The organism is uncultured Intestinimonas sp., assembly GCF_944387725.1.
In the GTDB taxonomy this organism is placed as follows: Bacteria; Bacillota; Clostridia; order Oscillospirales; family Oscillospiraceae; genus Intestinimonas.
In genome coordinates this window covers 15,491-38,044 of record NZ_CALXGA010000008.1, presented here as the reverse complement: position 1 = coordinate 38,044, position 22,554 = coordinate 15,491, and the positions used below count along the sequence as shown (strand labels likewise).

The 22,554-nt window shown below is 66.0% G+C and carries 20 protein-coding genes, 3 tRNA genes and 1 pseudogene; 7 read left to right on the top strand and 17 right to left on the bottom strand.

Features of this window, described 5'->3' with window-relative positions; all coding sequences use genetic code 11:
• The 8 genes and pseudogenes from Q0K09_RS10715 to Q0K09_RS02390 all read right to left on the bottom strand — a co-directional run bounded on the left by Q0K09_RS10715 (position 1) and on the right by Q0K09_RS02390 (position 6,018).
• Complete coding sequence (locus tag Q0K09_RS10715) at positions 1–456, bottom strand: hypothetical protein (protein ID WP_365931240.1); 456 nt, start codon at positions 454–456, stop codon at positions 1–3.
• Entirely contained in the window at positions 456–815 is a 360-nt protein-coding gene (locus Q0K09_RS10710; RefSeq protein ID WP_365931237.1) for a hypothetical protein, read from the bottom strand. The genes Q0K09_RS10715 and Q0K09_RS10710 overlap by 1 nt, the downstream gene beginning before the upstream one ends.
• Complete coding sequence (locus Q0K09_RS02415) at positions 724–1,500, bottom strand: response regulator transcription factor (protein ID WP_294472386.1); 777 nt, start codon at positions 1,498–1,500, stop codon at positions 724–726. The genes Q0K09_RS10710 and Q0K09_RS02415 overlap by 92 nt, the downstream gene beginning before the upstream one ends.
• Positions 1,497–1,727: pseudogene (locus Q0K09_RS02410) on the bottom strand (HAMP domain-containing sensor histidine kinase); the annotation flags it as partial. The gene Q0K09_RS02415 and the pseudogene Q0K09_RS02410, both read right to left, overlap by 4 nt.
• Positions 1,728–1,739: 12 nt before the next feature.
• Positions 1,740–3,026: an ATP-binding protein gene (locus Q0K09_RS02405; RefSeq protein WP_294472385.1), complete on the bottom strand. Its 1,287-nt coding sequence runs from the start codon at positions 3,024–3,026 to the stop codon at positions 1,740–1,742.
• A 163-nt stretch (positions 3,027–3,189) separates the two neighbouring features.
• A complete protein-coding gene (locus Q0K09_RS02400; RefSeq protein WP_294472383.1) occupies positions 3,190–4,152 on the bottom strand; it encodes an ABC transporter substrate-binding protein in 963 nt (320 codons plus the stop codon).
• A complete protein-coding gene (locus tag Q0K09_RS02395; RefSeq protein WP_294472381.1) occupies positions 4,092–4,523 on the bottom strand; it encodes a hypothetical protein in 432 nt (143 codons plus the stop codon). Before Q0K09_RS02395 ends, Q0K09_RS02400 begins: the two co-directional genes overlap by 61 nt.
• 205 nt (positions 4,524–4,728) lie before the next feature.
• The gene (locus Q0K09_RS02390) at positions 4,729–6,018 is read right to left on the bottom strand and encodes a cytochrome c biogenesis protein/redoxin (protein ID WP_294472380.1); all 1,290 of its coding nucleotides are present in this window, start codon (positions 6,016–6,018) and stop codon (positions 4,729–4,731) included.
• A 195-nt stretch (positions 6,019–6,213) separates the two neighbouring features.
• Here Q0K09_RS02390 and Q0K09_RS02385 point away from each other — a divergent pair, with 195 nt between their 5' ends.
• A complete protein-coding gene (locus Q0K09_RS02385) occupies positions 6,214–6,978 on the top strand; it encodes a hypothetical protein (protein ID WP_294472378.1) in 765 nt (254 codons plus the stop codon).
• 10 nt (positions 6,979–6,988) lie between these two features.
• On the opposite strand, the gene spoIIR is transcribed toward Q0K09_RS02385, so the two are convergent.
• Positions 6,989–7,636 (bottom strand): stage II sporulation protein R, encoded by a 648-nt coding sequence (gene spoIIR / locus Q0K09_RS02380; protein ID WP_294472375.1) that lies wholly within the window; start codon positions 7,634–7,636, stop codon positions 6,989–6,991.
• 157 nt (positions 7,637–7,793) lie between these two features.
• Here spoIIR and Q0K09_RS02375 point away from each other — a divergent pair, with 157 nt between their 5' ends.
• The 6 genes from Q0K09_RS02375 (at position 7,794) to Q0K09_RS02350 (ending at position 10,950) form a co-directional block, all read left to right on the top strand.
• Complete coding sequence (locus Q0K09_RS02375; RefSeq protein ID WP_294472374.1) at positions 7,794–8,045, top strand: phage-shock protein; 252 nt, start codon at positions 7,794–7,796, stop codon at positions 8,043–8,045.
• A gap of 95 nt (positions 8,046–8,140) precedes the next feature.
• Positions 8,141–8,833, top strand: a complete 693-nt coding sequence (gene vanR / locus Q0K09_RS02370; RefSeq protein ID WP_294472372.1) for a VanR-ABDEGLN family response regulator transcription factor — start codon at positions 8,141–8,143, stop codon at positions 8,831–8,833.
• Positions 8,834–8,941: 108 nt separating this feature from the next.
• Positions 8,942–9,018: transfer RNA gene (locus tag Q0K09_RS02365), tRNA-Met, on the top strand.
• A gap of 23 nt (positions 9,019–9,041) precedes the next feature.
• Positions 9,042–9,116: transfer RNA gene (locus Q0K09_RS02360), tRNA-Glu, on the top strand.
• Between the two features lie 13 nt (positions 9,117–9,129).
• A tRNA-Val gene (locus Q0K09_RS02355) sits at positions 9,130–9,205 on the top strand.
• 110 nt (positions 9,206–9,315) lie between these two features.
• Positions 9,316–10,950 (top strand): class I adenylate-forming enzyme family protein, encoded by a 1,635-nt coding sequence (locus tag Q0K09_RS02350; protein WP_294472370.1) that lies wholly within the window; start codon positions 9,316–9,318, stop codon positions 10,948–10,950.
• A gap of 301 nt (positions 10,951–11,251) precedes the next feature.
• Here the strand turns inward: Q0K09_RS02350 and Q0K09_RS02345 are convergent, their stop codons facing one another.
• The 8 genes from Q0K09_RS02345 to Q0K09_RS02310 all read right to left on the bottom strand — a co-directional run bounded on the left by Q0K09_RS02345 (position 11,252) and on the right by Q0K09_RS02310 (position 22,337).
• Positions 11,252–12,898 carry a methyl-accepting chemotaxis protein gene (locus tag Q0K09_RS02345; protein WP_294472368.1) on the bottom strand — a complete coding sequence of 549 codons (1,647 nt, stop codon included), beginning with the start codon at positions 12,896–12,898 and terminating at the stop codon, positions 11,252–11,254.
• A 309-nt stretch (positions 12,899–13,207) separates the two neighbouring features.
• Entirely contained in the window at positions 13,208–14,284 is a 1,077-nt protein-coding gene (locus tag Q0K09_RS02340; RefSeq protein ID WP_294472366.1) for a hypothetical protein, read from the bottom strand.
• 165 nt (positions 14,285–14,449) lie between these two features.
• The gene (locus Q0K09_RS02335; RefSeq protein WP_294472364.1) at positions 14,450–15,793 is read right to left on the bottom strand and encodes an MATE family efflux transporter; all 1,344 of its coding nucleotides are present in this window, start codon (positions 15,791–15,793) and stop codon (positions 14,450–14,452) included.
• Between the two features lie 24 nt (positions 15,794–15,817).
• Positions 15,818–16,633, bottom strand: coding sequence for a hypothetical protein (locus Q0K09_RS02330; protein ID WP_294472363.1), 816 nt, complete (start codon positions 16,631–16,633; stop codon positions 15,818–15,820).
• Entirely contained in the window at positions 16,630–17,193 is a 564-nt protein-coding gene (locus Q0K09_RS02325) for a GNAT family N-acetyltransferase (protein ID WP_294472362.1), read from the bottom strand. The genes Q0K09_RS02330 and Q0K09_RS02325 overlap by 4 nt, the downstream gene beginning before the upstream one ends.
• A 38-nt stretch (positions 17,194–17,231) precedes the next feature.
• Positions 17,232–18,557 carry a 2-hydroxyacyl-CoA dehydratase gene (locus Q0K09_RS02320; RefSeq protein ID WP_294472360.1) on the bottom strand — a complete coding sequence of 442 codons (1,326 nt, stop codon included), beginning with the start codon at positions 18,555–18,557 and terminating at the stop codon, positions 17,232–17,234.
• Positions 18,558–18,603: 46 nt separating this feature from the next.
• Entirely contained in the window at positions 18,604–19,371 is a 768-nt protein-coding gene (locus Q0K09_RS02315; protein WP_294472357.1) for a GNAT family N-acetyltransferase, read from the bottom strand.
• Complete coding sequence (locus tag Q0K09_RS02310) at positions 19,368–22,337, bottom strand: acyl-CoA dehydratase activase-related protein (protein WP_294472355.1); 2,970 nt, start codon at positions 22,335–22,337, stop codon at positions 19,368–19,370. The genes Q0K09_RS02315 and Q0K09_RS02310 overlap by 4 nt, the downstream gene beginning before the upstream one ends.
• Positions 22,338–22,554: the final 217 nt, after the last annotated feature.

Sequence of the window (22,554 nt, the reverse complement as noted above, 5' to 3'; positions counted from 1 at the left end):
TCAGAAGGGCTGGGCGGCGGCGGTGGCGTTGGCGTAGATCACCGCGTCTGGGTGGTTTTGGAGCAGGCTGGCGGGGAAGTGGGCGGTGACAGGCCCGTAGGCGGCCTGGCGGACCACGCTGCGGTGCCACGCCCGGAAGACCCCCAGGCGGACCTTCCGGGCCCCCAGAATCTGCCGGATGCCGATGGTGACGGCCCGCTTCGGCATGGTGTCGATGGCGCCGCAGCGGTCCCCGATGGCGTTGGCGGTGCGGGTCTCCGGGTTGAGGGAGAGGACCCGGGTGCCCTGGGCGGCAAATTCTTGGGCCGTCATGTCCTCCCGGGCCTCGTTGAAGGCCAGGTGGCCGTTGATGCCGATGCCCCCGAAGGCGATGTCCACGCCCCCCAGCTCCTCGATGAGCCGGTCCATCCGGCCGGGGCCGGCGGGGTCGGGGAAGACCCGCTGCTCCGGGGGCATCAGCAGCGCGGGTCGATCTGGCCATAAACCGTCCGCTCCATGAAGCCCCGGAAGGACAGGGGGCTCTCCTTGGGGATGTAGGCGCCGTCGTCGTTGAGGTACTCGTCCATGTTGAGGAACCAGCAGTTCTTCAGGCTGAGCCGGTCCCGGTTCACCAGCCGGACGAAGATGGGGTACTGGCCCACCGGGCCCACCGGACAGATGAAGACGGTCTTTTCCCCCCGGTCGTTGTTGGCCCGGATGGCGCTGACCATCTCCAGGGCCAGCTCATAGAAGACCTCGCCGGAGTCTCCCAGCTTGACCACGGGAATCTTGGCGTCTCTGCCCAGGTCCTGGGCGCTGATCTGAAAATAATCCATCATATATGCTTCCTTTCCCGGCCCCCTCAGAAGAGGTGGGCCACATTGAGTTCCCGGATGGTGGAAACAATCTCCCTGGTGCGGGTGCAGCCGAACTTGCGCAGGAGGCTCTTGATCTGGGTCTTGACGGTGACCACCTCCACGCACCGGATGGCGGCGATCTCCTTGACCTTTTTGTCCTCCAGCAGCAGCCGCACCAGCTCCCGCTCAGCGGTGGGGAGACGGTGCTGATGAAGAACAGCAGGCTCCGCTCGGAGCGGCGCAGGCGGGAGTACTCCTTGAAGAGGACGCTCTGAATCCGGGCGTCCAGCATGGGGCGGCCCTCCCAGGCGCTGCGGATGTGGAGGAGGAGCTCGGCGTCGTCGCAGCCCTTGACGATGTAGTCCACCGCCCCGGCGCCCATGGAGGTGAGGATCATATCGTCGGTCTCGTGGGCGGTGAGAAAGAGGACCTTCAGGCTGGGCTTCTCCTCCAGAATGCGCTCGGTGGCCCGGATGCCCGCCGTGGTGGTCTCCATCTCGATGTCCATGAGGATGAGGTCGCAGGCGGTGGAGCGGGCCAGGGCCTCGATCTCCTTCCCGCTGCCGGCGCTCCCCGCCACCGTCATGTCCGGCTGCTGGTTCAGAATGCCGCACAGGTCCTCCCGCAGGAGGTCGAAGTCCTCGGCCACCAGAATGCGGATCATCTCTCCTCCCCCCCTTGTGTGAACGCCCAATGGCGGCCGTACCGGGGCAGCAGGAGAAAGAAGGCCGCCCCGCCCTCCGGCCGGTTCTCCACCCGGAGGGAGCCCAGGTGGCTGCGGATGATGGTGCGGACGTGGTAGAGGCCCATGCCCCAGTTGAAATTGGTGTTCTTCCCGGAGTAAAAGGGCTCAAAGATGTGCTTGAGCTCCCCCGGGGGGATGCCGGGGCCGCAGTCCCGGACCTACAGCACCGTGTAGAGCCGCTCCTGGTGGCTCCACAGCTCCACCGGTGCGTCGTCCTGGCGGCCGGCCTCCACCGTGGCCTCCCAGGCGTTGGTCAGCAGGTTATAGAGGGCCTCGCTGAGGTAGTTCGCATCGGCCAGCACCTGGAGGCTCCGGTCCATGTGGACCTCCACCCGGCCCTCGGGGTATTTCTGCCGGAAGCGCTCCAGGGTGACCGCCTCCAGCCGCCCCAGGTCTACCGGCACCAGCCGCACCGACTTGGCCTTGACCGTCCGGTAGAGCTCCTCCGAGCGGGCGAGCAGCAGCTCGTTGCTCTGGCACAGGCCGTCGGTATAGGTGCGCAGCCGCTCCAGGTCGGGGGCATCCTTCTGGAGCTCGGCGCGGATGCGCTTGTAGAGGACCCGGTTGGCCAGAAGCTGGTTTTTGATGCTGTGGACAAAGACCGAGGCCCCGGTCCGGGCCACGTCGAACTTGCGCTCCAGGGCGATGTCGTCCCGGTCTCGGGCGAAGCTGTCCCGGGTGTAGCGCAGAAGGCTCCCCAGGCCCAGGATCCCGCAGACGGCGTTGCACACCACCAGCACCCCATAGCCCCAGATGCTCAGGTTGTGCTGGAGGTAGCCCACCCCCCGAATCCAGATGTAGTCGTAGCTGTAGAAGCGGTAGACCTGGCCCGGGTCCTGGCCGCAGTAGAGGAGGTAGAGGGCGGACAAGGAGGCCAGGCACACCAGGATTTGGGCGAACCGCCGCCGGGAAAAGGCCATGGTGATGGAGAAGAACTCATAGCCCAGCAGGCACAGGGCCAGACAGACATACCCCACCACCCACACATAGGAGAAGTTGTAGAGCAGGCCCCGAACCCCGTCCCCCAAATCCACCAGAGGGCGGTAGACCCCCGGCCAGTATAGGACCAGGGAGACCGCCGGCAGCACCGCCGCCACCCGCCGGAGCAGGGGGGATTTCCAGAGAGCGGGGATCATGGAGTACTCCATAGCCATCTCCAGCAGGCACAGGGGGTAGAGGTGCCGCCCCAGGGAGATGAGGCAGCCCAGCTGCCCCAGGGTGAGAAAGCGGTACTGCATCCAGATCCGAATGTCCCGGGAGAGGAAGAGGAAGCGCTCCAGCTCCCGGGAAATGCCGCTCTTCTTGGCGATGAAGAGCATGATTCCCAAGAGGAACAGGGTCAGGCTCAGGCACATCCCCGCCAGGAGCAGGGAGGCCCGGTTCTTTTTCACCCACAGCACCAGCAGGGATCCCATCAGCAGTCCCGTCACCAACAGCAGCAGCATGGCCCGCGCCTCCTTCCAAAGCCTTTTTCTCTAATTTTAGCTGGGAAGGACCGGTTTGTAAATCACCTGGCGGGCCGAAGGGGGCGTTCAGACAGGAAAGGGGGGCGGCGGCGCTCCGCCGCCGCCCCAAATCCTGTGCCCTTTGGGGTGCTCGTTCCCAAGCTCAGTAGGTGCCGGCCTCTGTCATCAGGTCGAAGTTCACATAGTCGCCCACGGGGCAGACGTCCTCTTCCGTGATGCTGCCTGCGGTGAGCATCATCTCCTGCTGCAGAGCGTAATAGCCCTCCACGGTGCCGTCGGCCACGCTGGCCGCCACCTCCTGGCCGGTGAGCCAGTCGGCGTCGCCCCGGGCCTGGGGCAGGACGGACGCCACATCCAGCTTCAGCTCGTCGGCCACCCACTGGGAGACCTGCTCATAGTTCTCCTCCAGGGCCGCGTAGTCCATGGCCTTGAAGAGGGCCCGCATGAAGCGGACGGCCACGTCGTGGTTGGCCTCCAGGTAGCTGGGCATGGCGATCCAGCTGGCCAGGGAGATGCTGATGTCGGAGAAGTCGGTGTTTTGGGCCAGCTTGGTGGCCTCGGGCATCTCGTCCAGGATGGTCAGGCTCTGAGGGGACCAGATGGCGCAGGCGTCCACGCCGCCGGAGAGCATGGCGGTGACCACAGCGGAGGCGTCCATGTCCATGGCGGTGATGTCGTCCATGGTCAGGCCCACGCTGTTGAGGGCGTTGACCAGGATGGTCTCGCTGGAGGTGCCGGAGGAGTAGGCCACGGTCTTACCGGCCAGGTCCTCCAGGGAGGCGACGTTGGGCCCGCCGATGACGGCGTCGCCGTTGGAGATGTGGGACAGACCGATGATCTCCGCCTGGCCCAGCACGCACAGGCGGTGGGCGCCGTCGCCGATGTAGCCGAAGTTGATGGAGCCGTTCTCCATAGCGGCGATGATGGTGGGGCCGTCCTGGAAGGAGGTCAGGGTGACGTCCAGGCCCTCCTCGGTGAAGTAGCCCAGCTCCCGGGCGGACTTGATGAGGGTCTCGTCCACGTTGATGACGCCCTGGAAGATGGTCACGCACATGATGAGGAAGCAGGCGATGGTGATGACAATGATCTGGGGGCGGCGGCCCACGCCGGCGCAGATGACGATGAGGGGGACGTAGGCCAGGGGGGGATGTTGCGGATGAACTGAATCCAGGGCTCTAGGATGTTCCGCACCGGCACATACCAGGCCATGAGGATGGCCACCGGCAGGGCGATGACGAAGCCCAGGGCGTACCCCGAGAAGACCGAGATCATGCTGCTGGACAGGTCCTGCCAGAAGGCCCCCCGTTCAATCATGGTGAGGAGGCCCTCCGCCGTGACGATGATGTTGGGAAAGGCCCGGCTGGTGGCGGGGATGACCGAGAGGGCGTACCACACCGCCATGGCCGCCAGGAACGAGATGAGCAGCCACACCTTGGCAGGGATGCGGCTGGTCAGGGATTTTTTCTTTTCCTCCATGAATGGGATCACTCCTTCTCTCACCGGGCCGGAGCCCGGCCTGGACCGCGCTTTCTGTGTTTTGGATAAGTCCAGTATAAGGTCGCGGGAGGAAAAACAAAAGTATGATTTTTCGTCATACCTTTTTCAGCGCCCCGAAAGCGCCGCGCCCCCGCCCCAAAAACCGGGGCGGGGGCGCTGGAAGGGCGGGAAACCGGGGCGGGGCCTACCCGGCCCGCTGGCCGGTCATGGTCTGCTCCACGATGCTGTCCATGACCTCCCGGCTCATGGAGCCGATGAGGTAGCCGAAGACCCTGCCCTCGGCGTCGATCATAAAGGTGGTGGGGAAGGACCGGACGCCGTAGGCCGAGAAGAGCTCCCCGGTGGTGTCCATAACGGTAGGGTAGGTGTAGCCCCCGTCGGAGAGGAAGGCCGCCACCTCCTCCACGGTGCCGTCCTGGTTGAAGGGCTGTTCTTCGGTCCTGGGGTTGGCCACCCCCAGCACCACCAGGTCCCCGCCGTTCTCCCCCCAGGCCTCGTAGAGGGCCTGGAGGTCGGGCATCTCCTGCTGGCAGGGGCCGCACCAGGTGGCCCAGAAGTTCAGCAGCACCGTCTGACCCTGGTAGTCCGACAGGGTGTGGGTCTCCCCGTTCTGGTCCGTCAGGGTGAAGTCCGGGGCGGGGGGCAGCGCCTCCGGGTCCTCTGCGGCCGCCGGGGCAGGGGACGGGGAGGAGACGGGGGCCGGGGTCTGCTGGACCTGGGCGGCCGTCCCGCCCCCCGCCGCCCCGCCCAGCCGGGCCAGGTAGGCGGTGACGCCCCCCATCCAGCCGGTGAGCATCAGCACCCCCATCAGGAGCATCAGCACGCCCCCGGCCTTGACGGTGTAGCGCACCACCTGCCGGCGGCGGCGGAAGAAGTCCAGCACCCCATCGGCGAAGAGGCCCAGCGCCAAAAAGGGCAGCACGAAGCCCAGGGTGTAGAGGCCGATGAGGGCGAAGCCGGCGGCGGCGGAGGCGGTGGAGGAGGCCATCAGCAGCACCGAGGCCAGGGCGGGCCCCACGCAGGGGGTCCAGGCGAAGGAGAAGGTAAAGCCCAGGACCAGGGCCGTCAGGGGCCCCATGGCCAGCTTATCCAGCCGGAAGGGCAGGCGGCGCTCGGCGGCCAGGAGGCGGGGGGAGCCGAAGACCCCCAGCTGGTAGAGCCCCAGGAGGATCACCAGAATGCCGCCCACCGTGGTGAAGACGGCTTGATACCGCTGGAAAAACTGCCCAGCGGCGGAGAAGCCGAAGCCCAGCAGGAAAAAGGCGAAGGAGACCCCCGCCACGAAGCAGAGGGTGTGGACCATCAGCTTTCCCCGGCGGCGGGCGGCTCCGCCGGCCTCCGAACTGCCGGCCCCGCCGGAGAGATAGCCCAGGTAGAGAGGCGCCAGGGGCAGGACGCAGGGGGAGAAAAAGCTCAGAATGCCCTGGAGAAATACCGTGACGGCGGACACGCCGGTCTCAATGGAAAAGCCCATAGGAACCTCCTTTAACAGCAGAGGGATTTGCTGGCAGTATACCAGCTCCCGGCCCCGACGTCAAGGAGGAACAAGAGCGCCCGCCCGGAGGCCGGGCCCAAAAAAGCCGCCCAGAGGGCGGCTTGAAGACAGACCGGCGGTGTGCTATCATGACCATAAAAGGCCCGATGGAGCGGGTCAGAATGGAGGAGCGGCATGAACGGAGAACTGTTTCAAATCTGCCGTCTGGTTACGGCGGCCAAGCAGGCCCTGCGGGAGGAGGCGCCCATCCAATATACGCCGGGTCCCTATGAGGAGGCCACTGCCTTTGTCTGCCTGCCTGAGGCGTCCCGCCCAGGGGCGGGCCCCTATACTGCGCCCCATGTGGAGGCGTGGTTTGCGCATATGAGGCAGAGGGGGCTGGAGGACGTCAAGCTCCTCTGCCCGGTGGACGTGCCGGACCGGAATATCCTGGGCTTTGTCAACATAACGGGGAGCGCCATGATCTGCTTCCGCCGGGGCGGCCTGGCCTCAGCCTTCACCGGGAGCCGGCATTTCGACAGCGTGAAGAAGCGGTGGAGCGGCCTGTATACGGAGCAGGAGTTATCTTCCCCTCCGCCTGGGAAGCCCCGTTTCCAGAATCCTACCCCCACATTTCGGCAGACCCTTCTGGAGATCCAGGCGCTGGCGGTCCAAATCGACTGCCCCGGCTTCGCGCGTATCTTTGAACGGGCAAGGGTGATTCTGGACGGCGCCGTGGAGGCGCCAAGGTCAGCGTACAGCTTGCCCCTGCCCCAGGAGCGGTGCGCCCTCTTTGACGCGGCCGACTGCGCCGATGTGTTCGGCGCCATGGGCTCCTGGAACGACACGCCCCCCTGTCTGGCCGGGGAAAAGGGGTTGAGCCGGGAGTACGACCGGCTCTCTGACGCACTGCTGAGGCAGATCCGGCTGGCCATCCTGTACGCCGTCAACGAGTGGTAGGGGGGGCGGGCTACCGGCCCTCCACCCAGCCCCGGAAGCTCTCCCAGAGCTCAATGGCCCGGAACTTGACCACATAGCCCTCAGTCTCCCCGGTCATCAGGGAGACCTCCTCCCGGCTCAGGCCCCCCAGGGCGGCGGTCTCCTCCGTGGTCTCGGAGACCGAGCCCAGGCACAGGGGCGGGAAAACCACGCACCACCAGTTTTGGCCCGCCCCCTCTCCGATGACCACCCGGAGGGCGGTGTAGCTCCCCTGGGGCAGGGCGAAGTCGCTGTATTCCTTGGTGGGGAACCAGACATCCTCCTCCAGGGAGGCGGAGACGGGGTAGGCATAGCCCGCCGCCCGGACGGCCGCCTCCCCCGCCGCCTCCAGCTGGGGCAGGGCGTCCTGGAGGACCTGGACGGCCTCCTCCACCGAGCCGCTGCCCTCCAGCAGAACCCCGGCCTCGGCCAGAATCCGGTCCCGGACCTCCAGCTTTAGGGCCTGGTCGGCCTGGGTGTCCGAATTGGCGATGACGTGGAGGCGGAGGACCTTGTCCGCCAGGGCGGCCTGTTCCCCGTCCAGCCAGAGCCCCGCCAGCAGGGCGATGGCCATGCCGGCCAGCAGGGCGGCCTCCCAGCGCCGCAGGCGGCGGCTTTCCTGTAGGGTCTCTATCATCATAAAGCACCTTCCCCTTATGTAGCCTGTGCCCCTATTCTGGCCAGCCCCGCCGGGGCTTAAACCCGCCCCCGGAAATTTTCACCCAATTTTAATCTCCTCTCCCCTCTCTTTTTAACGCCCCCGTGGTACTATGGGGACCGTAAAAGGAGGGACCCTTATGATTACCCTATTGACCCTGACCGTCCTGTGCCTGGGGGGCGTGGTGGTGGGCTCCGTGCTCATCGGCCTGGTGCTCATCCTCATCGGTCTGCCCCTGGCCATTCTCTTCTCCCTGGTGCCCTGGCTGCTGCGCCTGGCCGGTGTGGTGCTGCTGGTGAAAGGCATTCTGGACCAGCCCTTCCGCTGGGAGAACCTGATCCCCGCCGCCCTGGCCTTCGCCGCCTCCGGCGTGCTGCGGTGGATCTTTTGAGCCGGAGCAGATCTTATGATTTTCTTACCTTTTCCCCCGGAGCATTGACTTTCCCGCGGAAGAGCCGCTATAATGGGGACGGAGAGGTGAGGAACATGGAGGCCAATATCCTGGTGGTGGACGACGAGCCGGAGATCGCCGAGCTGGTGGGGGTCTATCTCCGCAGCGAGGGCTTCACCGTCTATACCTGCGGCACCGGGGCCGACGCCCTGGCCTGCGTCCGGGACCACCCCCCGGACCTGGCCGTTCTGGATGTGATGCTGCCGGACATCTCCGGCTTTGTCCTCTGCGGGGAGATCCGCCGGGAGCACCACTTCCCCGTCCTCATGCTGACGGCCCGGAGCTCCGACACGGACAAGATCTCCGGCCTCACCATCGGGGCGGACGACTACCTCACCAAGCCCTTCAACCCCCTGGAGCTGGTGGCCCGGGTGAAGGCCCAGCTCCGGCGGTACACCCGCTACAACGGCGTGGGCCAGCCCCCCGTCGGGGAGGTCATCGACTTCAACGGCCTGGTCATCGACCGGAGCACCCACCAGTGCACCCTCTACGACCGGGAGCTGAACCTGACCCCCCTGGAGTTCGACATCCTGTGGATGCTCTGCGAAAACCGGGGCCGCGTCATCTCCGCTGAGCGTCTCTTTGAAGCGGTGTGGGGGGAGAAGTACCTGGACCGGAACAACACGGTGATGGTCCACATCCGCCGCCTGCGGGAGAAGATGGGGGAGCCCAGCCGGAACCCCCGGTTCATCAAGACGGTGTGGGGGGTGGGCTACAAGATCGACTGAGCCCCCTCCCGGGGGGAAAAGAAAAATCCAGAAAATTCAGAAAAATGGTTGACATTTTGGAGCAAGTCGGATATACTATCTCTTGCCCTGTTTCACTGGGGCCGATAAGGCGGCATAGCTCAGTTGGCTAGAGCACTCGGTTCATACCCGAGTTGTCCCCGGTTCAAATCCAGGTGCCGCTACCATGCAGCCCCGCGCTGCACCGCATGGCGCGTTGGTCAAGCGGCTAAGACACCGCCCTTTCACGGCGGTAACACGGGTTCGATTCCCGTACGCGTCACCAACGTCTCCCATATGGAGGCATAGCTCAGCTGGTAGAGCGCTCGCCTCACACGCGAGAGGTCACAGATTCGAGTTCTGTTGTCTCCACCACAGCAACATAATCCGAACTTGTCCCCCATTGGGGGCGGGTTCGGATTTGTTGTTTATCTCAAAAACCAATAAAGTGGAGGAGCCCCTCCCGGGAAAGGAACGAGGAAGCCATGCCCATCACCGACTTACTGGAGCGCAACAGCAAGCTGTACGGCGATGAAATCGCCCTGGTGGAGATCAATCCCGAGGTCCACGAGGAGCAGCGGGTGACCTGGAAGGAGTACGAGCTCATCCAGCCCACCGGCACCGCCCCCTACCGCCGGGAGATCACCTGGTCGGTCTTTGACGAGAAAGCCAACCGGGCGGCCAACCTGCTGCGGGGCCGGGGGGTCCACAAGGGGCAGAAGGTGGCCCTGCTGCTGATGAACTGCCTGGAGTGGCTGCCCATCTACTTCGGCATTTTGAAGACGGGGGCGGTGGCGGTGCCCCTGAACTTCCGCTACACAGCCCGTGAGATCGAGTACTGCGTCAAGCTGGCCGACGTGGACGTCCTCTTCTTCGGCCCGGAGTTCATCGGCCGGGTGGAGGACATCGCCGGTTCCATCGGCCGGGAGCGGCTGCTCTTCTTTGTGGGGGACAGCTGCCCCACCTTCGCCGAGGACTACCACCGCGCGGCGGCCAACTGCTCCAGCGTGGCCCCCAAGGTCCTCATCGAGGACGAGGACGAGGGGGCCATCTACTACTCCTCCGGCACCACCGGCTTCCCCAAGGCCATCCTCCTGCGGCATCAGGCCCTCCTCCAGGCGGCCCGGATGGAGGCCATCCACCACCAGACCACCCACGAGGACGTCTTTTTGTGCATCCCGCCCCTCTACCACACCGGGGCCAAGATGCACTGGCTCGGCTCCCTCTTCACCGGAAGCCGGGCGGTGCTCCTCAAGGGCAACTCCCCCCAGTCCATCCTCGAGGCGGTGTCCCGGGAGGCCTGTACCATCGTCTGGCTGCTGGTACCCTGGGCCCAGGACCTCCTGGCCGCCCTGGACCGGGGAGTCCTCCAGCTGCCCAACTACCAGCTCAGCCAGTGGCGGCTCATGCACATCGGGGCCCAGCCCGTGCCCCCCAGCCTCATCAAACACTGGCTGCGCTACTTCCCCCACCACAAATACGACACCAACTACGGCCTGTCCGAGTCCACCGGCCCAGGCTGCGTCCACCTGGGGCTGGAGAACATCCGCAAGGTGGGGGCTATCGGGGTCCCCGGCTACGGCTGGGAGGTCAAAATTGTGGACGAACTGGACCGCCCCGTCCTGCCGGGGGAGGTAGGGGAGCTGTGCGTCAGAGGCCCCGGCGTCATGGTGGGCTACTACCACGACCCCAAGGCCACGGCGGAGGTCCTCCGGGACGGCTGGCTCCACACCGGGGACATGGCCCGGCAGGACCAGGAGGGCTTTTACTACTTAGTGGACCGGAAGAAGGACGTCATCATCTCCGGCGGCGAAAACCTCTACCCGGTCCAGATCGAGGACTTCCTCTCGGCCCACCCCAAGGTCCACGACGTGGCGGTCATCGGCCTGCCGGACCGGCGGCTGGGGGAGATTGCCGCCGCCATCATCCAGGTCAAGGAGGGGGAGACCTGCACCGAGGAGGAAATCCGCTACTTCTGCACCGAGCTGCCCCGGTACAAGCGGCCCCGGAGGATTATCTTCGCCCCCGTCCCCCGGAATGCCACCGGGAAGATCGAAAAGCCCCGGCTGCGGGAGCAGTACTGCGGCGTCCGCCTGGTGGAGGCCCAGAGCGAGGCCTGAGGGATTTAAGCTCTTTGTCCGGCGGCTGCGGTGCGATTTCCCCCGCGCAGTCTCCGGCAGAGCGGCAGAAAAATGGGCCATGCGCCCAGCGGCAAGGATTTTGACCGCTGGGCGCATGGCTCTTTTTTACGCAAATCTTAGGGCTTGTTTGAAACATGGCAACATGCCCAACCGGCGGGTCTTTTGCCCCCTGGACGGCGCAATTTTTCCTTGAAATCCGCCAGGATTCCTGCGAAAAAATTGCTTGCCAGCGGCTCAAAATCCCTCGCTGCTGGACACATCGCCAATTTTCAAACAAGCCCTAGGGCTGCCGGAGCTGGAAGCGTTCCGTCTGCTCTTTCAGGGCTCTGGCCTGGATGGACAGCTCGCCGCTGATGGCGGCGATCTCCTGGCTGGCGGCGGAGTTCTGCTGTACCACAGCGGACACCTGCCCCACGCCGCTGTTGATCTGGGCCACAGCGTCCACCTCGCAGTGCACCGCCTGGGCGATTTCCTCAATTTCCTGGGCGGTGCGGCCAGCCAGTCCGCGGCTCTTCTCCAGCTCTCCAGACACCGCCTCCACAATCTGGCTGCCCTGTTCAACCGCCTGGATGGCGTTCTCAATCAGTTCCTTGGTTGCCTTGGCCGCCTCGTCGCTCTTGGCGGCAAGGCTGCGCACCTCATCGGCCACCACAGCGAAGCCCCTGCCGGCGGCGCCGGCCCGGGCGGCCTCCACCGCCGCGTTCAGGGCCAGGATGTTGGTCTGAAAGGCGATATCCTCAATGGTGCCGATGATCCGGCTGATCTCACTGGCCGATTTCTGGATTTCACTCATGGCCTGCACCGTTTCACCCATCTGCCGGCTGCTCTCCTCCGCCCGCTCCCCGGATTGCCTGGCCGTGCCCTGAACCGTCTGGGCCCGCTCGGCGTTCTCTCGGGAGATTTGCGCCAGCTCCTTGAGCTCGGTCACCAGCGTTTCCACGCTGCTGGCCTGCTCCGTGGCCCCCTGGGCCAGGGACTGGGAGCTTCCGGAGATCTGATCCGCTCCACTGGACACCTGCGCCGCCGCCGTCTCCACCACGTCCAACGCCTGAGAGATCCGGCTGGTGAAGGCGTCCATGGATTTCTGGATGGAATGGAAGTCGCCCTGGAAGTCCACCTGCGGCTCGGCGGCAAAGCGGCCCTCGGCATACTCCGCCATCAGCCGGTCGATCTCCGCCACATAGCCCCGGATGGTTCCCATGGATTGCTGTAGAATCTGGGCCAGTTCTCCCAGCTCGTTCTTCACACGGCAGTCCAGATGAAAGTCCAGCCGCCCCTCCAGCAGCACGCGGCTCTCCTCCGTAATGTGCAGGATGGGCTTGATGACACACCGCAATACATACTGTACCAGGCTCCCCAGGCAGAGGAAGGTCAGCAGTCCGCATACAATGGAGCTGATGGAGGCGATCTGGATGGCCTGACCCATGTCCGCCTCATTCTCTGTGCACACCGCATCCGCGCGGGTGACAATCTCGTCCAGCATCCCCACCAGGGTGGTTACACTGTTTTGGATCGTCTGGCGGTAGTATACCTGTCCCTGGGCCTGGGGGAGGTCCAGCGCCTCCTGGGCGGATGCGTGGATGGTCTCGTGGAGGGGGATCAGCTCCTCCCGCAGGGCCAGGATATCAGGGTCCTGGGTCCCGGCATCCCCGTAGAGCCACTGCCCCAGGCCGCAGGCGGTGGGGTCCATGGTCCCGGCAAAGGCCGTTCCGGTGTAGAGGGAGTCCCCCAGCTGGCTGTACCAGAGGTAGTGGGCTGTTTGGGCCGCCTGGGCCTGGGACAGCATGGTATTGGCCTGCTCGTTGCTTTGCTCTGCAGTGCGGATAAATCGAATGCTGATATTGACCACGACGCCCATAAGCAGGGCCGCAAACAGCACGGCGGCGACTCTCGCCCATACATGCAGTTTAATGCTGTGTTTCGTCATCTAAAATACCCCCTGACCATCCTGCATGTCATCACATCATTTTTTCGTCACAATTTTGTAAAAATTAAGCGGCACGCCGACAATTTTATGGAATTTCCCCGTTCTCCCACAGCGAGCGGCATCCGGCGGGTCTTTTGCCCCCTGGGCGGCGCAAGTTTTCCTTGAAATCCGCCAGGATTCCTGCGAAAAAATTGCTTGCCGGCGGCCCAAAATCCCTCGCTGCCGGACACATCGCCAATTTTCAAACAAGCCCTCGGAGAAGGGAGCCCGTCCGGCAGCATATAGGCGTAAAAAACGGGGGCGTGCGGCCTAAGATTCCGGTTGGGAGAGAGTGAAGTCCCCCAGGCCGAAGGCGGAGCCGGTGTAGACCACATCGGCCTGAAGGGCGGCCGCCGGCAGTCCGGCGGGGGGCAGATTGGGGGCAAAGAGCCCGACGCCGAAGGAGGCTGAGAGGGCGTCTCCCTCCGCCGTGAAGGACACCTGGGGCAGGGGGGCGGCCTCCACCGTGCCGCCGGGGTCGGCATAGCCCAGATCCGCAAGGCTCAGGGTCAGAACTGCCCCCCCGGCCTGGAGGGTCACGGTTCCGGCGGCGGCGTCATAGGCGCTGGTAAGGGAGAGGTCCAGGATGGCCCCGTAGTCGGCGGGGATGAACTGGAGCAGCTCCCACAGGCCGGTGGAGAAGTCCACCACCGAGAGGCTCCAGACAGCCGCGCCCGATCCGCTGCCCGTCAGGGTGGAGAGGGCCAGCTCCGGGGCCCCGTCCCCGTCGTAGTCTCCATAGGCCATGGCAGGCAGCGCCGCCCCGGGGGTGAGGAAGGGAATGTCATAGGCCTGCCACTGGGCCCCCACCCGAAGGATGAGCCCCTGGGCGTCCTGGGGCCCGCAGAAGCCGTAGAGCCAGGTGTCGGCGTCGGGGAGCTGCGCCACCAGGTAGAGCCCGGCGCTGGCCGGGTCCTGGGCGGCGGCGGCGGCAGCCAGCTCCGGCCCGGTGATGAGCTGGGTGGGGAAGTCGTCCAGGGTCAGGGCGTCCGGGTTCCCGTCCCAGGCGGGCGTCTCCGGCACAGGGGTCTCCGGCACAGGGGTCTCCGGCACAGGGGTCTCCGGCACAGGCGTCTCCGGCACAGGGGTCTCCGGCGGGAGGGGCGTGGGAGAGGGCGCGGGCGAAGCGCTCTCCACCGGAGGCGCGGCGCTGGCGGGGACGGAGGGCGCCGGGGAGTCCGGGCTGGGGGAGGGGGTCAGGACCACCTCCTGGCTGGACAGGGGCGTGGTGCTGGGCAGGCCGGCGGAAGGGGAGACCGGCGGAGGCGCCGTGGATTCGCCGCCGCCGGGCGTACAACCAGACAGGGCCACCAGACAGGCGGCACAGAAAGAAAGCAGCTTTTTCACGAGGAAAGCCCTCCATTCTCAAAATGTAAAATGCCCAGAATGGATGTGCAAACTCATTCGAGTGTAGATTATAGCGCCTTCTTCGAGAAAAAACAACCGCCAATTTATGAACATTGCGTAACAAACCGGAAACAGCCCGCCCGGCTGGGGACGGAGGGGGCGGACCTACAGGGCCTCCGGGGAGAGCTTGGTCCGGCACAGCCGCCGGTAGGCCAGCGCGGCCACCAGGCAGGTCAGGAGCTCCGCCACAGGGAAGCAGGCCCACATCAGGGCGGGCCGGAGCAGGCCCAGCACCAGGGCCAGGGGGAGCATCAGCACCACCTGCCGCAGCAGGGAGACCCCCAGGCTGAGCAGGGAGGCCCCCAGGGCCTGGAAGACGGCGCACAGAACGGTGGAGATCCCGGCGAAGACGAAGCTGGAGGCGATGATCCGCAGGGCGGGGACCCCGGCGGAGAGGACCCGGGGCTCGGCCTGGAAGAGTCCCAGGAAGAAGGCCGGAAAGAGAAGGAGCAGCAGAGTCCCTGCGGCCATGATGGCCGCGCCCAGAGTCAGGGCGAAGCGCACCAGCGCCAGGATGCGGGCACGGCTCCTGGCCCCGTAGTTGTAGGCCACCAGGGGGGTGAGGCCGTTGGTGAGGCCGGACACCGGCATGATGAGGAAGGACTGGAGCTTGAAATAGGCCCCCAGGATAAAGACGGCGCTGGGGTCAAAGAGGGCCATGATCTTGTTCAGCCCCAGGGTCATGACGGAGGAGAGGGACTGCATGGCGATGGCGGGGACGCCGATGCGGTAGATCTCTCCGATGACCGTCCCCCGGGGCCGGAAACCCCGGAGGGAGAGGGGCAGGGCCCGCCGGCGGCGGACCAGCAGGAAGCCGGTGGCCATGCCCACCCACTGGCCCAGGACGGTGGCCAGGGCGGCCCCCGCCACCCCCAGGGCGGGGAAGGGTCCGGGGCCGAAGATCAGCAGGGGGTCCAGCGCCAGGTTGACCACCGCCCCGATGCCCTGGATGACCATGGGCCCCACCGGGTCCCCCACGGCCAGGAGGATCCGCTCGGTGACAAACTGCATGGTCATGCCCAGGGAGGCCCCGGTGACAATGGAGAGATAGGCGCAGCCGTCGGCGAGGATGGCGGGGTCCGCGGTGAAAAAGGCCAGAAAGGGCCGGGTGAGAAAGAGGCCGAAGCACAGAAAAACCGCCCAGGAGAGGGCGTAGACAAAGCCGCCGTTGAGGGCCGCCGCCCCCGCTGCCCCCCGGTCCCCCTCCCCCAGGCGGCGGGAGAGGAGGGCGTTGACCCCCACGCCAGTGCCCACGCACACGGCCACCATGAACATCTGCACCGGGTAGGCCAGGGAGAGGGCCTGGAAGGCCGAGGCGCTGAGCTGGGAGACGAACATGGAGTCCACCAGGTTGTAGAGGGCCTGGGTGAGCATGGAGAGCATCATGGGCCAGGCCATGTGGAGCAGCAGGGGGCGCACCGGCATGGCGCCCATCTTCTTGTCGTCCAACTTCCTCGCTCCTTTCCCGGTCCGTCAGACCCCGGTGGTGGACAGCAGCCGCAGGTTGGCCAGGGAGAAGCCCTCCCCGTCGTAGACCACGTCGGCCAGCACCTGGGCGAAATAGACGTTCTCCCCGCCGATGACCGCCCCCGCCCCGAAGGAGCCGGAGAGGCGGTCCCCGTCGGGGGTAACAAAGGCCACCCGGGAGAAGTCCTCCAAGGGGGCCGCCGGGCCGGATTCCGCCGGGCCCAGGGTATAGGTAACGCTTGTCCCGCCATAGCGCAGGGTGACGGCGCCGTTTTCATCGGAGAAGCCCAGGGCCGCTGAGAGCTGGGCGCTGTAGTCCGCCGGCCCGTAGGTGTGGAAGGTCCAGTCCTCCCCCGTCAGCTCGCACAGGATGAGGTCGGCGCCGGTGTCGCGGGTCAGGGTGAGGGTGTACTCCTCCGCCCCGTCTCTGTCATAGTCCCCCCAGGCCAGGCCGCACCGGCCTTCGGGGAGCCCCTCCGCCAGACGGAGGGGCTCCCCCAGGGCCTCCCCCTTCCGCAGCAGGTACTGGGCCCCCTCATAGGGGGCGCAGCGGACCTCGTAGAGCAGGAGCTCCCGCTCCGGGGCGGAGGCCCAGACCCGGTAGGTGACCTCCCCGTCCACATAGGGCTCCGACCCTGCCTCGGTGGGCAGCAGATCCACATCCACCCCCGCCCACCAGGACGCATCCTCCGTAAGGCTTGCCTCTCGAGTGGGCGGCGGGGTGACGGGGGTGGGGGTCCAGTCCAGGGGCTCCTCCCCGCCGCAGCCGGCCAGGAGGAGCAGGGCGCACAGGAGCAGGGCGGGCTTTTTCACGTTCCTCACAGCTTTCTCACATATCTCAGGTCGATGCAGACGGTGTCCGGGGGAAAGGGGATGCCGGCCTGGGTGCCGTCCCAGCCGAAGCCGTGGGCGGCATAGAACCGCCGGGCCGCCCGGTTCTCCCGGAGAACAAAGACGAAGCAGTCCCGGTAGCCCTCCGCCCGGAGGCGGTCCAGGGCCTCCTCCATCAGCTTTCCGCCGTAGCCCTTCCCCCGCTCCTGAGGGTGGGTGTAGAAGGAGATGAGCTCCCCCCAGCCGGCGTAGGCCTCATTGGGGAAGTCGGAGCCCTCCTTCACCCCAGCGTTGAAGTTCTCGGTCCGGGCCCTGCCGTAGTTGAGGCAGGCCACCGGGGTATCCCCCCGGTAGAGGAGCAGGCCGCGGGCCCGGCCCGACTGGTAGTCCTCCCGGAAGCAGGGGATCCAGCGCCCGTCGGTGATCTCCCGGGCCATATAGTCGGCGGGCACCGCCTCGGCGTAGGTGTCCCGCCAGCCCAGGGCGTGGATGCGGGACATGGCGGCAAAGTGCTCCTCGGTGCAGGCGTCCACAAAGCGCAGGTGTTCCATGGGGCAGGGTCCTCCTTGGGCGGAAAATTGGGGCATCGTCATACCGCCGCAGGCTCAGCCTCCCGGGCGGCCTCCTGACGCGCCTCCTGGGCGGCGTGCTCCTTGGCCAGGCCCCGGGCGTTGGCCAGCATCAGCTTGATGCGGTTTTCCTGGTTGATCTTGGTGGCTCCGGGGTCGTAGTCGATGGCCACGATATTGCTCCAGGGGTAGTCGTCCTTGAGCTTGCGGATCATGCCCTTGCCCACGATGTGGTTGGGCAGGCACCCGAAGGGCTGGGTACAGACGATGTTGGGCACCCCGGTGTGGATGAGCTCCAGCATCTCGGCAGTGAGGAGCCAGCCCTCTCCCATCTTGTTGCCGTCCCCCAGGTAGCCCTGGATGTAGCCGTGGAGATCGTCGAAATCCCCCGGGGCCCGGAAGCGCCCGGAGCGCTCCAGGGCGTCGATGAGGGCGTGCTGGTACTTCTTCATATAGCTTAGCAGGAAGCGGCAGACCGCCTGCTTGATCCACTTGCCGCCGTAGAGGTCCACGTCCACGTCCCGGTTGTAGATTTTGAAGAGGACAAAGTCCAGCAGGCCGGGGACCACCGGCTCGGCCCCCTCGGAGAGGAGAAACTGGTTGAGGTTGTTGTTGCCCAGGGGAGCGTACTTGACGTAGATCTCCCCCACCACGCCCACCCGGACCCTCTCCTCCCCGGTGACGGGGATGGCCTTGAAGCGGTCGATGATGCGGTCGAAGTTCTTCACCATGCTCTTGTAGGACAGGCCCTTGCCGCGGGCCATGTCCTCCAGGAGGAAATCCACGCACTCCGCCGCCACCCGGTCGGTCTCGCCGGGATGGACCTCATAGGGGCGGACCTGGTTGCCCACGTTCATGATGAGGTCGCCGTACAAAATGGCGAAGACGGCCTTGCGGAGGACGCCCAAAGTGAGCTTGAAGCCGGGGTTGTGCTCCAGGCCGGAGAGGTTGATGGAGATGACGGGGACGTAGGAGAGCCCCGCCTTCTCCAGGGCCTTGCGGAGCATGTGGATGTAGTTGGAGGCCCGGCATCCGCCGCCGGTCTGGGTGATGACCAGGGCCACCCTGCGGGGGTCGTACCTGCCGCTCTGGACGGCGTTGATGAGCTGGCCGATGACCAGGATGGCGGGGTAGCAGGCGTCGTTGTGGACGTACTTCTGCCCGGCGTCGATGACCGGCTTGCCGGTGTTGCCCAGCATCTCCACCTTGTAGCCCTCGTTCTGGAGGATGCGCACCAGCATGGCGAAGTGGTCGGGGAGCATCTGGGGTACCAGAAGGGTGTACTCCTTCTTCATCTCCTTGGTGAAGAGGAGGCGGCCGGTCTTGTCGTAGACTAATTCTGCCAAAATGTATCGTTCCTTTCCCGGGCGGCCCGTCAAGGGGGCCGCGAGTCTAAAGGGAGCCGTCCATGCGGTCCAGGGGGCAGGCCCAGACCTCGGCCCAGGCCGGGCGGAGGCCCGCCCGCCGGGCCACGTTCAGGGAGGCGGTGTGGCTCAGGGCGGTGCCGTAGAAGGGGACCACGCCCCGGTCCAGCAGGGCGTCCTTCAGCAGGGCGGTGAGCCGGACGGCCAGGCCCCGGCCCCGGTGCTCCGGCAGCACGTTGACGCCGATCTGCCAGAGGCGCGCCCCGTCCCGGCTGGCCCCCGCCATGGCTGCGGGGGCCCCGAAATTGTCCAGGGCGGCCACGGCCAGCATGTCGGGGCATGCGGGCTGAAAGGCCAGGGCGTCGGTCCAGCGGGGGTCCCCTCGGAACCGCTCCAGGTCCGGGCCCTCATACCAGGCCACATCCCCGCCGGAGACGGCCCGGGGCGCGGAGAGATCAGGGACAAAAAAGGGGTGGGCCTTACAGATGCCCCAGCCGAAGGGCTCCAGGGCCCGGTCCATGGCCCGGAGGCCGCCGAAGTCCAGGCACCAGGCGGGGTCCAGGCCGGGGAGAGCCTCCCGGGCCCAGGGGAGGAGGTCCGGGTGGACGGCAAAGGCCGCCGTACCCCGCCGGACGCAGCCTAGGAAGAAGGGGTGCCCCGCCCAGTAGCGCCGCCGGCCGGGCCGCTCCCGCCAGGGGACTACGGTGACGCCGCCCCGGTCCCAGACCGGGGGCTCCAGCCCAAGGTCCTCCGCCAGCTGTGCGTCGATGAGGGCCTCCAGCGCCCGGCCGGTCAAGCCGCGCCGCCCCCCGCCTGGGAGGTGGCGCCGGCCTGGACCTTCCGGGCGTCCATAGCCGCCATCAGAGAGCGGATGCGGATGCGCACCGCCCCCAGGTTGTTGATGTCGTCGATTTTCAGCTGGGTGTAGAGCTTGCCGCCGCGCTCCAGGATGTCCCGCAGCTCGTCGGTGGTGATGGCGTCGGTGCCGCAGCCGAAGGAAACCAGATGGACCACCTGCATGTCGCTCTGGGTGCAGACATACCGGGCGGCGTTGTACATCCGGCTCTGGAAGGTCCACTGGTTGAGGACGTGCCGGGGGGCGTAGCCCTCCAGGTAGCTCAGGGCGTCCTCGGTGACCAGCACAAAGCCGAAGGAGGTGATGAGGTCGTTGATGCCGTGGTTGATCTCGGGGTCGATGTGGTAGGGCCGGCCGCAGATCACGATGATGTTCCGGCCCTCAGCCCGGGCCTGGGCGATGTACCGGGCCCCGGTCTCCCGGACGTCGTGGACGTAGGCGTCGTAGGCGGCGTAGGCCGCCTTGGCGGCCTGGCGGCTCTCCCGGGGCGGGACGCCGAACTCAGTTTCCATGCGCTTGGCGATGCGCTTTTCAAAGTCCTTGTGCCGCCACAGGCCCACATAGGGGTCTAAGTACCGGGTCTCCTTCAGGGCGGGGACGTTGGCGGCCAGGAGCTCGGGATAGTAGGCCACCACCGGGCAGTTGTAGTGGTTGTCGCCGATGCCCTCGTCGTTGTTGTAGGACATGCAGGGGTACCAGATGGCGTCCACCCCCTCCTCCACCAGGGCCTCCACATGGCCGTGGAGGAGCTTGGCGGGGTAGCACACCGTATCCGAGGGGATGGTGTGCTGGCCCTTGAGGTAGAGCTTCCGGGAGGACTCGGGGGAGAGGACCACCTCAAAGTTGAGCTTGGTAAAGAAGGTGTACCAGAAGGGCAGGTTCTCGTACATGTTCAGGCCGAAGGGGATGCCAATGCGGCCCCGTGAGCCGTCACCCTCCCCCTTGCCCTCCATGGCCCGGAGCTTCTGATATTTATAGTGCATCAGGTCGGGCAGCTCCACCCGCTCCTTGCCCAGGGGCCGGGAGCAGCGGTTGCCGGAGATGAAGCGCCGCCCGCCGTCAAAGGTGTTGACGGTCAGGGAGCAGTGGTTGGTGCACAGGCCGCAGGCGGCGGGCTTGGCGGTGTGGGTGAAGGTCTCCAAGGCCTTGGCGTTCAGCAGGGTGCTCCGCTCCAGGTGGAGGTCCCGGGCGGCCAGGGCGGCCCCGAAGGCCCCCATGAGCCCGGCGATGGTGGGCCGGACCACCTCCCGGTCCAGCTCCAGTTCAAAGGCCCGGAGGACGGCGTCGTTGAGGAAGGTGCCCCCCTGGACCACAATGTGCTGTCCCAGGTCGTCGGCGGAGGCCGCCCGGATGACCTTGTAGACGGCGTTCTTCACGATGGAGATGGACAATCCCGCCGAGATGTCCTCCACGCTGGCCCCGTCCTTCTGGGCCTGTTTGACGCTGGAGTTCATGAACACGGTGCAGCGGGAGCCCAGGTTCACCGGATGCTTGGCGAAGAGACCCAGCTTGGAGAAGGCGGCGATGTCGTACCCCAGGGCCTTGGCGAAGGTCTCGATGAAGGAGCCGCAGCCGGAGGAGCAGGCCTCGTTGAGCATGATGGAGTCCACCGCGCCGTTGCGGATCTTGAAGCACTTCATATCCTGGCCGCCGATGTCGATGATGAAGTCCACGTCGGGGTTGAAGTGGGCGGCGGCGTTGTAGTGGGCCACCGTCTCCACCAGCCCCAGATCGCAGGAGAAGGCGTTTTTGATGAGGTCCTCGCCGTAGCCGGTGACCGCCGCCCCCTTGATGGTGACGCGGTCCCCGCAGAGCTTGTAAATCTCCCGGAGCTGCTCCAGGACGATGGCCACGGGGTTGCCCTGGTTGGAGTGGTAGTAGGTATAGAGCAGCCCCCCGTCCGGGGCGATGAGGCACATCTTGGTGGTGGTGCTCCCGGCGTCGATGCCCAGCCAGGCGTCCCCAGTATAGGTCTTGGCATCCACCTCCGGGAGGCGGCTGGCGTTGTGGCGGGCGGTAAAGATCTCGTACTGCTCCGGCCCATCGAAGAGGGGGGGGAGGGTGTCCATGGTGTTCTTGGCCTCCACCGACTCCTCCAGGAGCTTGAGGGCCTCGTCAAAGGACCGGGGGGCGTAGTCGGTGGCGCACAGGGCCGCCCCCATGGCGGCAAAGCAGTCCCCATCCTGGGGGAAAATGGCGTGCTCCTCATCCAGGTCCAGGGTCTCCACAAACCGCTCCCGCAGGCCCCGGAGGAAGTGGAGGGGGCCCCCCAGGAAGACAATCTTCCCCTTGAGCGCCCGGCCCTGGGTGAGGCCGGCCACGGTCTGGTCCACCACCGCCTGGAAAATGGAGGCGGCCACGTCCTCCTTCCGCCCCCCCTGGTTCAGGATGGGCTGGATGTCGCTCTTGGCGAAGACGCCGCAGCGGGAGGCGATGGGGTAGATCTTCTCATGCTTGAGGGAGAGGGCGTCCAGCTCGTCCACGGAGACGTTCATCAGGGTGGCCATCTGGTCGATGAAGGCCCCGGTGCCCCCGGCGCAGGAGCCGTTCATCCGCTCCTCCAGGGCGCCGCCGAAGAAGATGATCTTGGCGTCCTCGCCCCCCAGCTCGATGACGGCGTCGGTCCCCGGGATGTAGGCGTTCACGGCGGCGGCGGTGGCGTAGACCTCCTGGACGAAGTCGATGCCCGATGCCCGGGCCACTCCCAGGCCCGCCGAGCCGGTGATGACCATGCGGACCTCCTGCCCCGTGAGCTTCTCCTGGATGGAGCGCAGGGTCTCACAGGCCCGCTCCCGGGCCTTGGAGTAGTGCCGCTCGTAGGAGCGGAACAAAAGCTGGTTCTGCTCGTCCAGCACCACCACCTTGACCGTGGTGGAGCCGATGTCGATGCCGATGCGAAGGCTCATAGATTCACCTCATAGCCCCGGACCAGGCCGGAGCGCGATTTTTTCGTATTCTATATACTATAACAATTCGACAAGATTTACAACTGAAATCCTGTGAACAAAATACCATAAATCCTACGGGATTGCAATGGTATTTTGACGGAAAATGCCTAGGGCTTGTTTGAAAAATAGCAACGTGTCCAGCAGCGAGGGATTTTGGGCCGCTGGCAAGCAATTT

Coding starts and splice junctions, on each gene's coding strand:
- Q0K09_RS02375 (WP_294472374.1), top strand. CDS start 7,794: ATGATTACCCTATTGACCCTGACCGTCCTGTGCCTGGGGGGCGTGGTG.
- Q0K09_RS02310 (WP_294472355.1), bottom strand. CDS start 22,337: ATGAGCCTTCGCATCGGCATCGACATCGGCTCCACCACGGTCAAGGTG.
- Q0K09_RS02345 (WP_294472368.1), bottom strand. CDS start 12,898: ATGACGAAACACAGCATTAAACTGCATGTATGGGCGAGAGTCGCCGCC.
- Q0K09_RS02325 (WP_294472362.1), bottom strand. CDS start 17,193: ATGGAACACCTGCGCTTTGTGGACGCCTGCACCGAGGAGCACTTTGCC.
- Q0K09_RS02350 (WP_294472370.1), top strand. CDS start 9,316: ATGCCCATCACCGACTTACTGGAGCGCAACAGCAAGCTGTACGGCGAT.
- Q0K09_RS10715 (WP_365931240.1), bottom strand. CDS start 456: ATGCCCCCGGAGCAGCGGGTCTTCCCCGACCCCGCCGGCCCCGGCCGG.
- Q0K09_RS02415 (WP_294472386.1), bottom strand. CDS start 1,500: ATGATCCGCATTCTGGTGGCCGAGGACTTCGACCTCCTGCGGGAGGAC.
- Q0K09_RS10710 (WP_365931237.1), bottom strand. CDS start 815: ATGGATTATTTTCAGATCAGCGCCCAGGACCTGGGCAGAGACGCCAAG.
- Q0K09_RS02405 (WP_294472385.1), bottom strand. CDS start 3,026: ATGCTGCTGCTGTTGGTGACGGGACTGCTGATGGGATCCCTGCTGGTG.
- Q0K09_RS02385 (WP_294472378.1), top strand. CDS start 6,214: ATGAACGGAGAACTGTTTCAAATCTGCCGTCTGGTTACGGCGGCCAAG.
- Q0K09_RS02390 (WP_294472380.1), bottom strand. CDS start 6,018: ATGGGCTTTTCCATTGAGACCGGCGTGTCCGCCGTCACGGTATTTCTC.
- Q0K09_RS02395 (WP_294472381.1), bottom strand. CDS start 4,523: ATGGAGGAAAAGAAAAAATCCCTGACCAGCCGCATCCCTGCCAAGGTG.
- vanR (WP_294472372.1), top strand. CDS start 8,141: ATGGAGGCCAATATCCTGGTGGTGGACGACGAGCCGGAGATCGCCGAG.
- spoIIR (WP_294472375.1), bottom strand. CDS start 7,636: ATGATGATAGAGACCCTACAGGAAAGCCGCCGCCTGCGGCGCTGGGAG.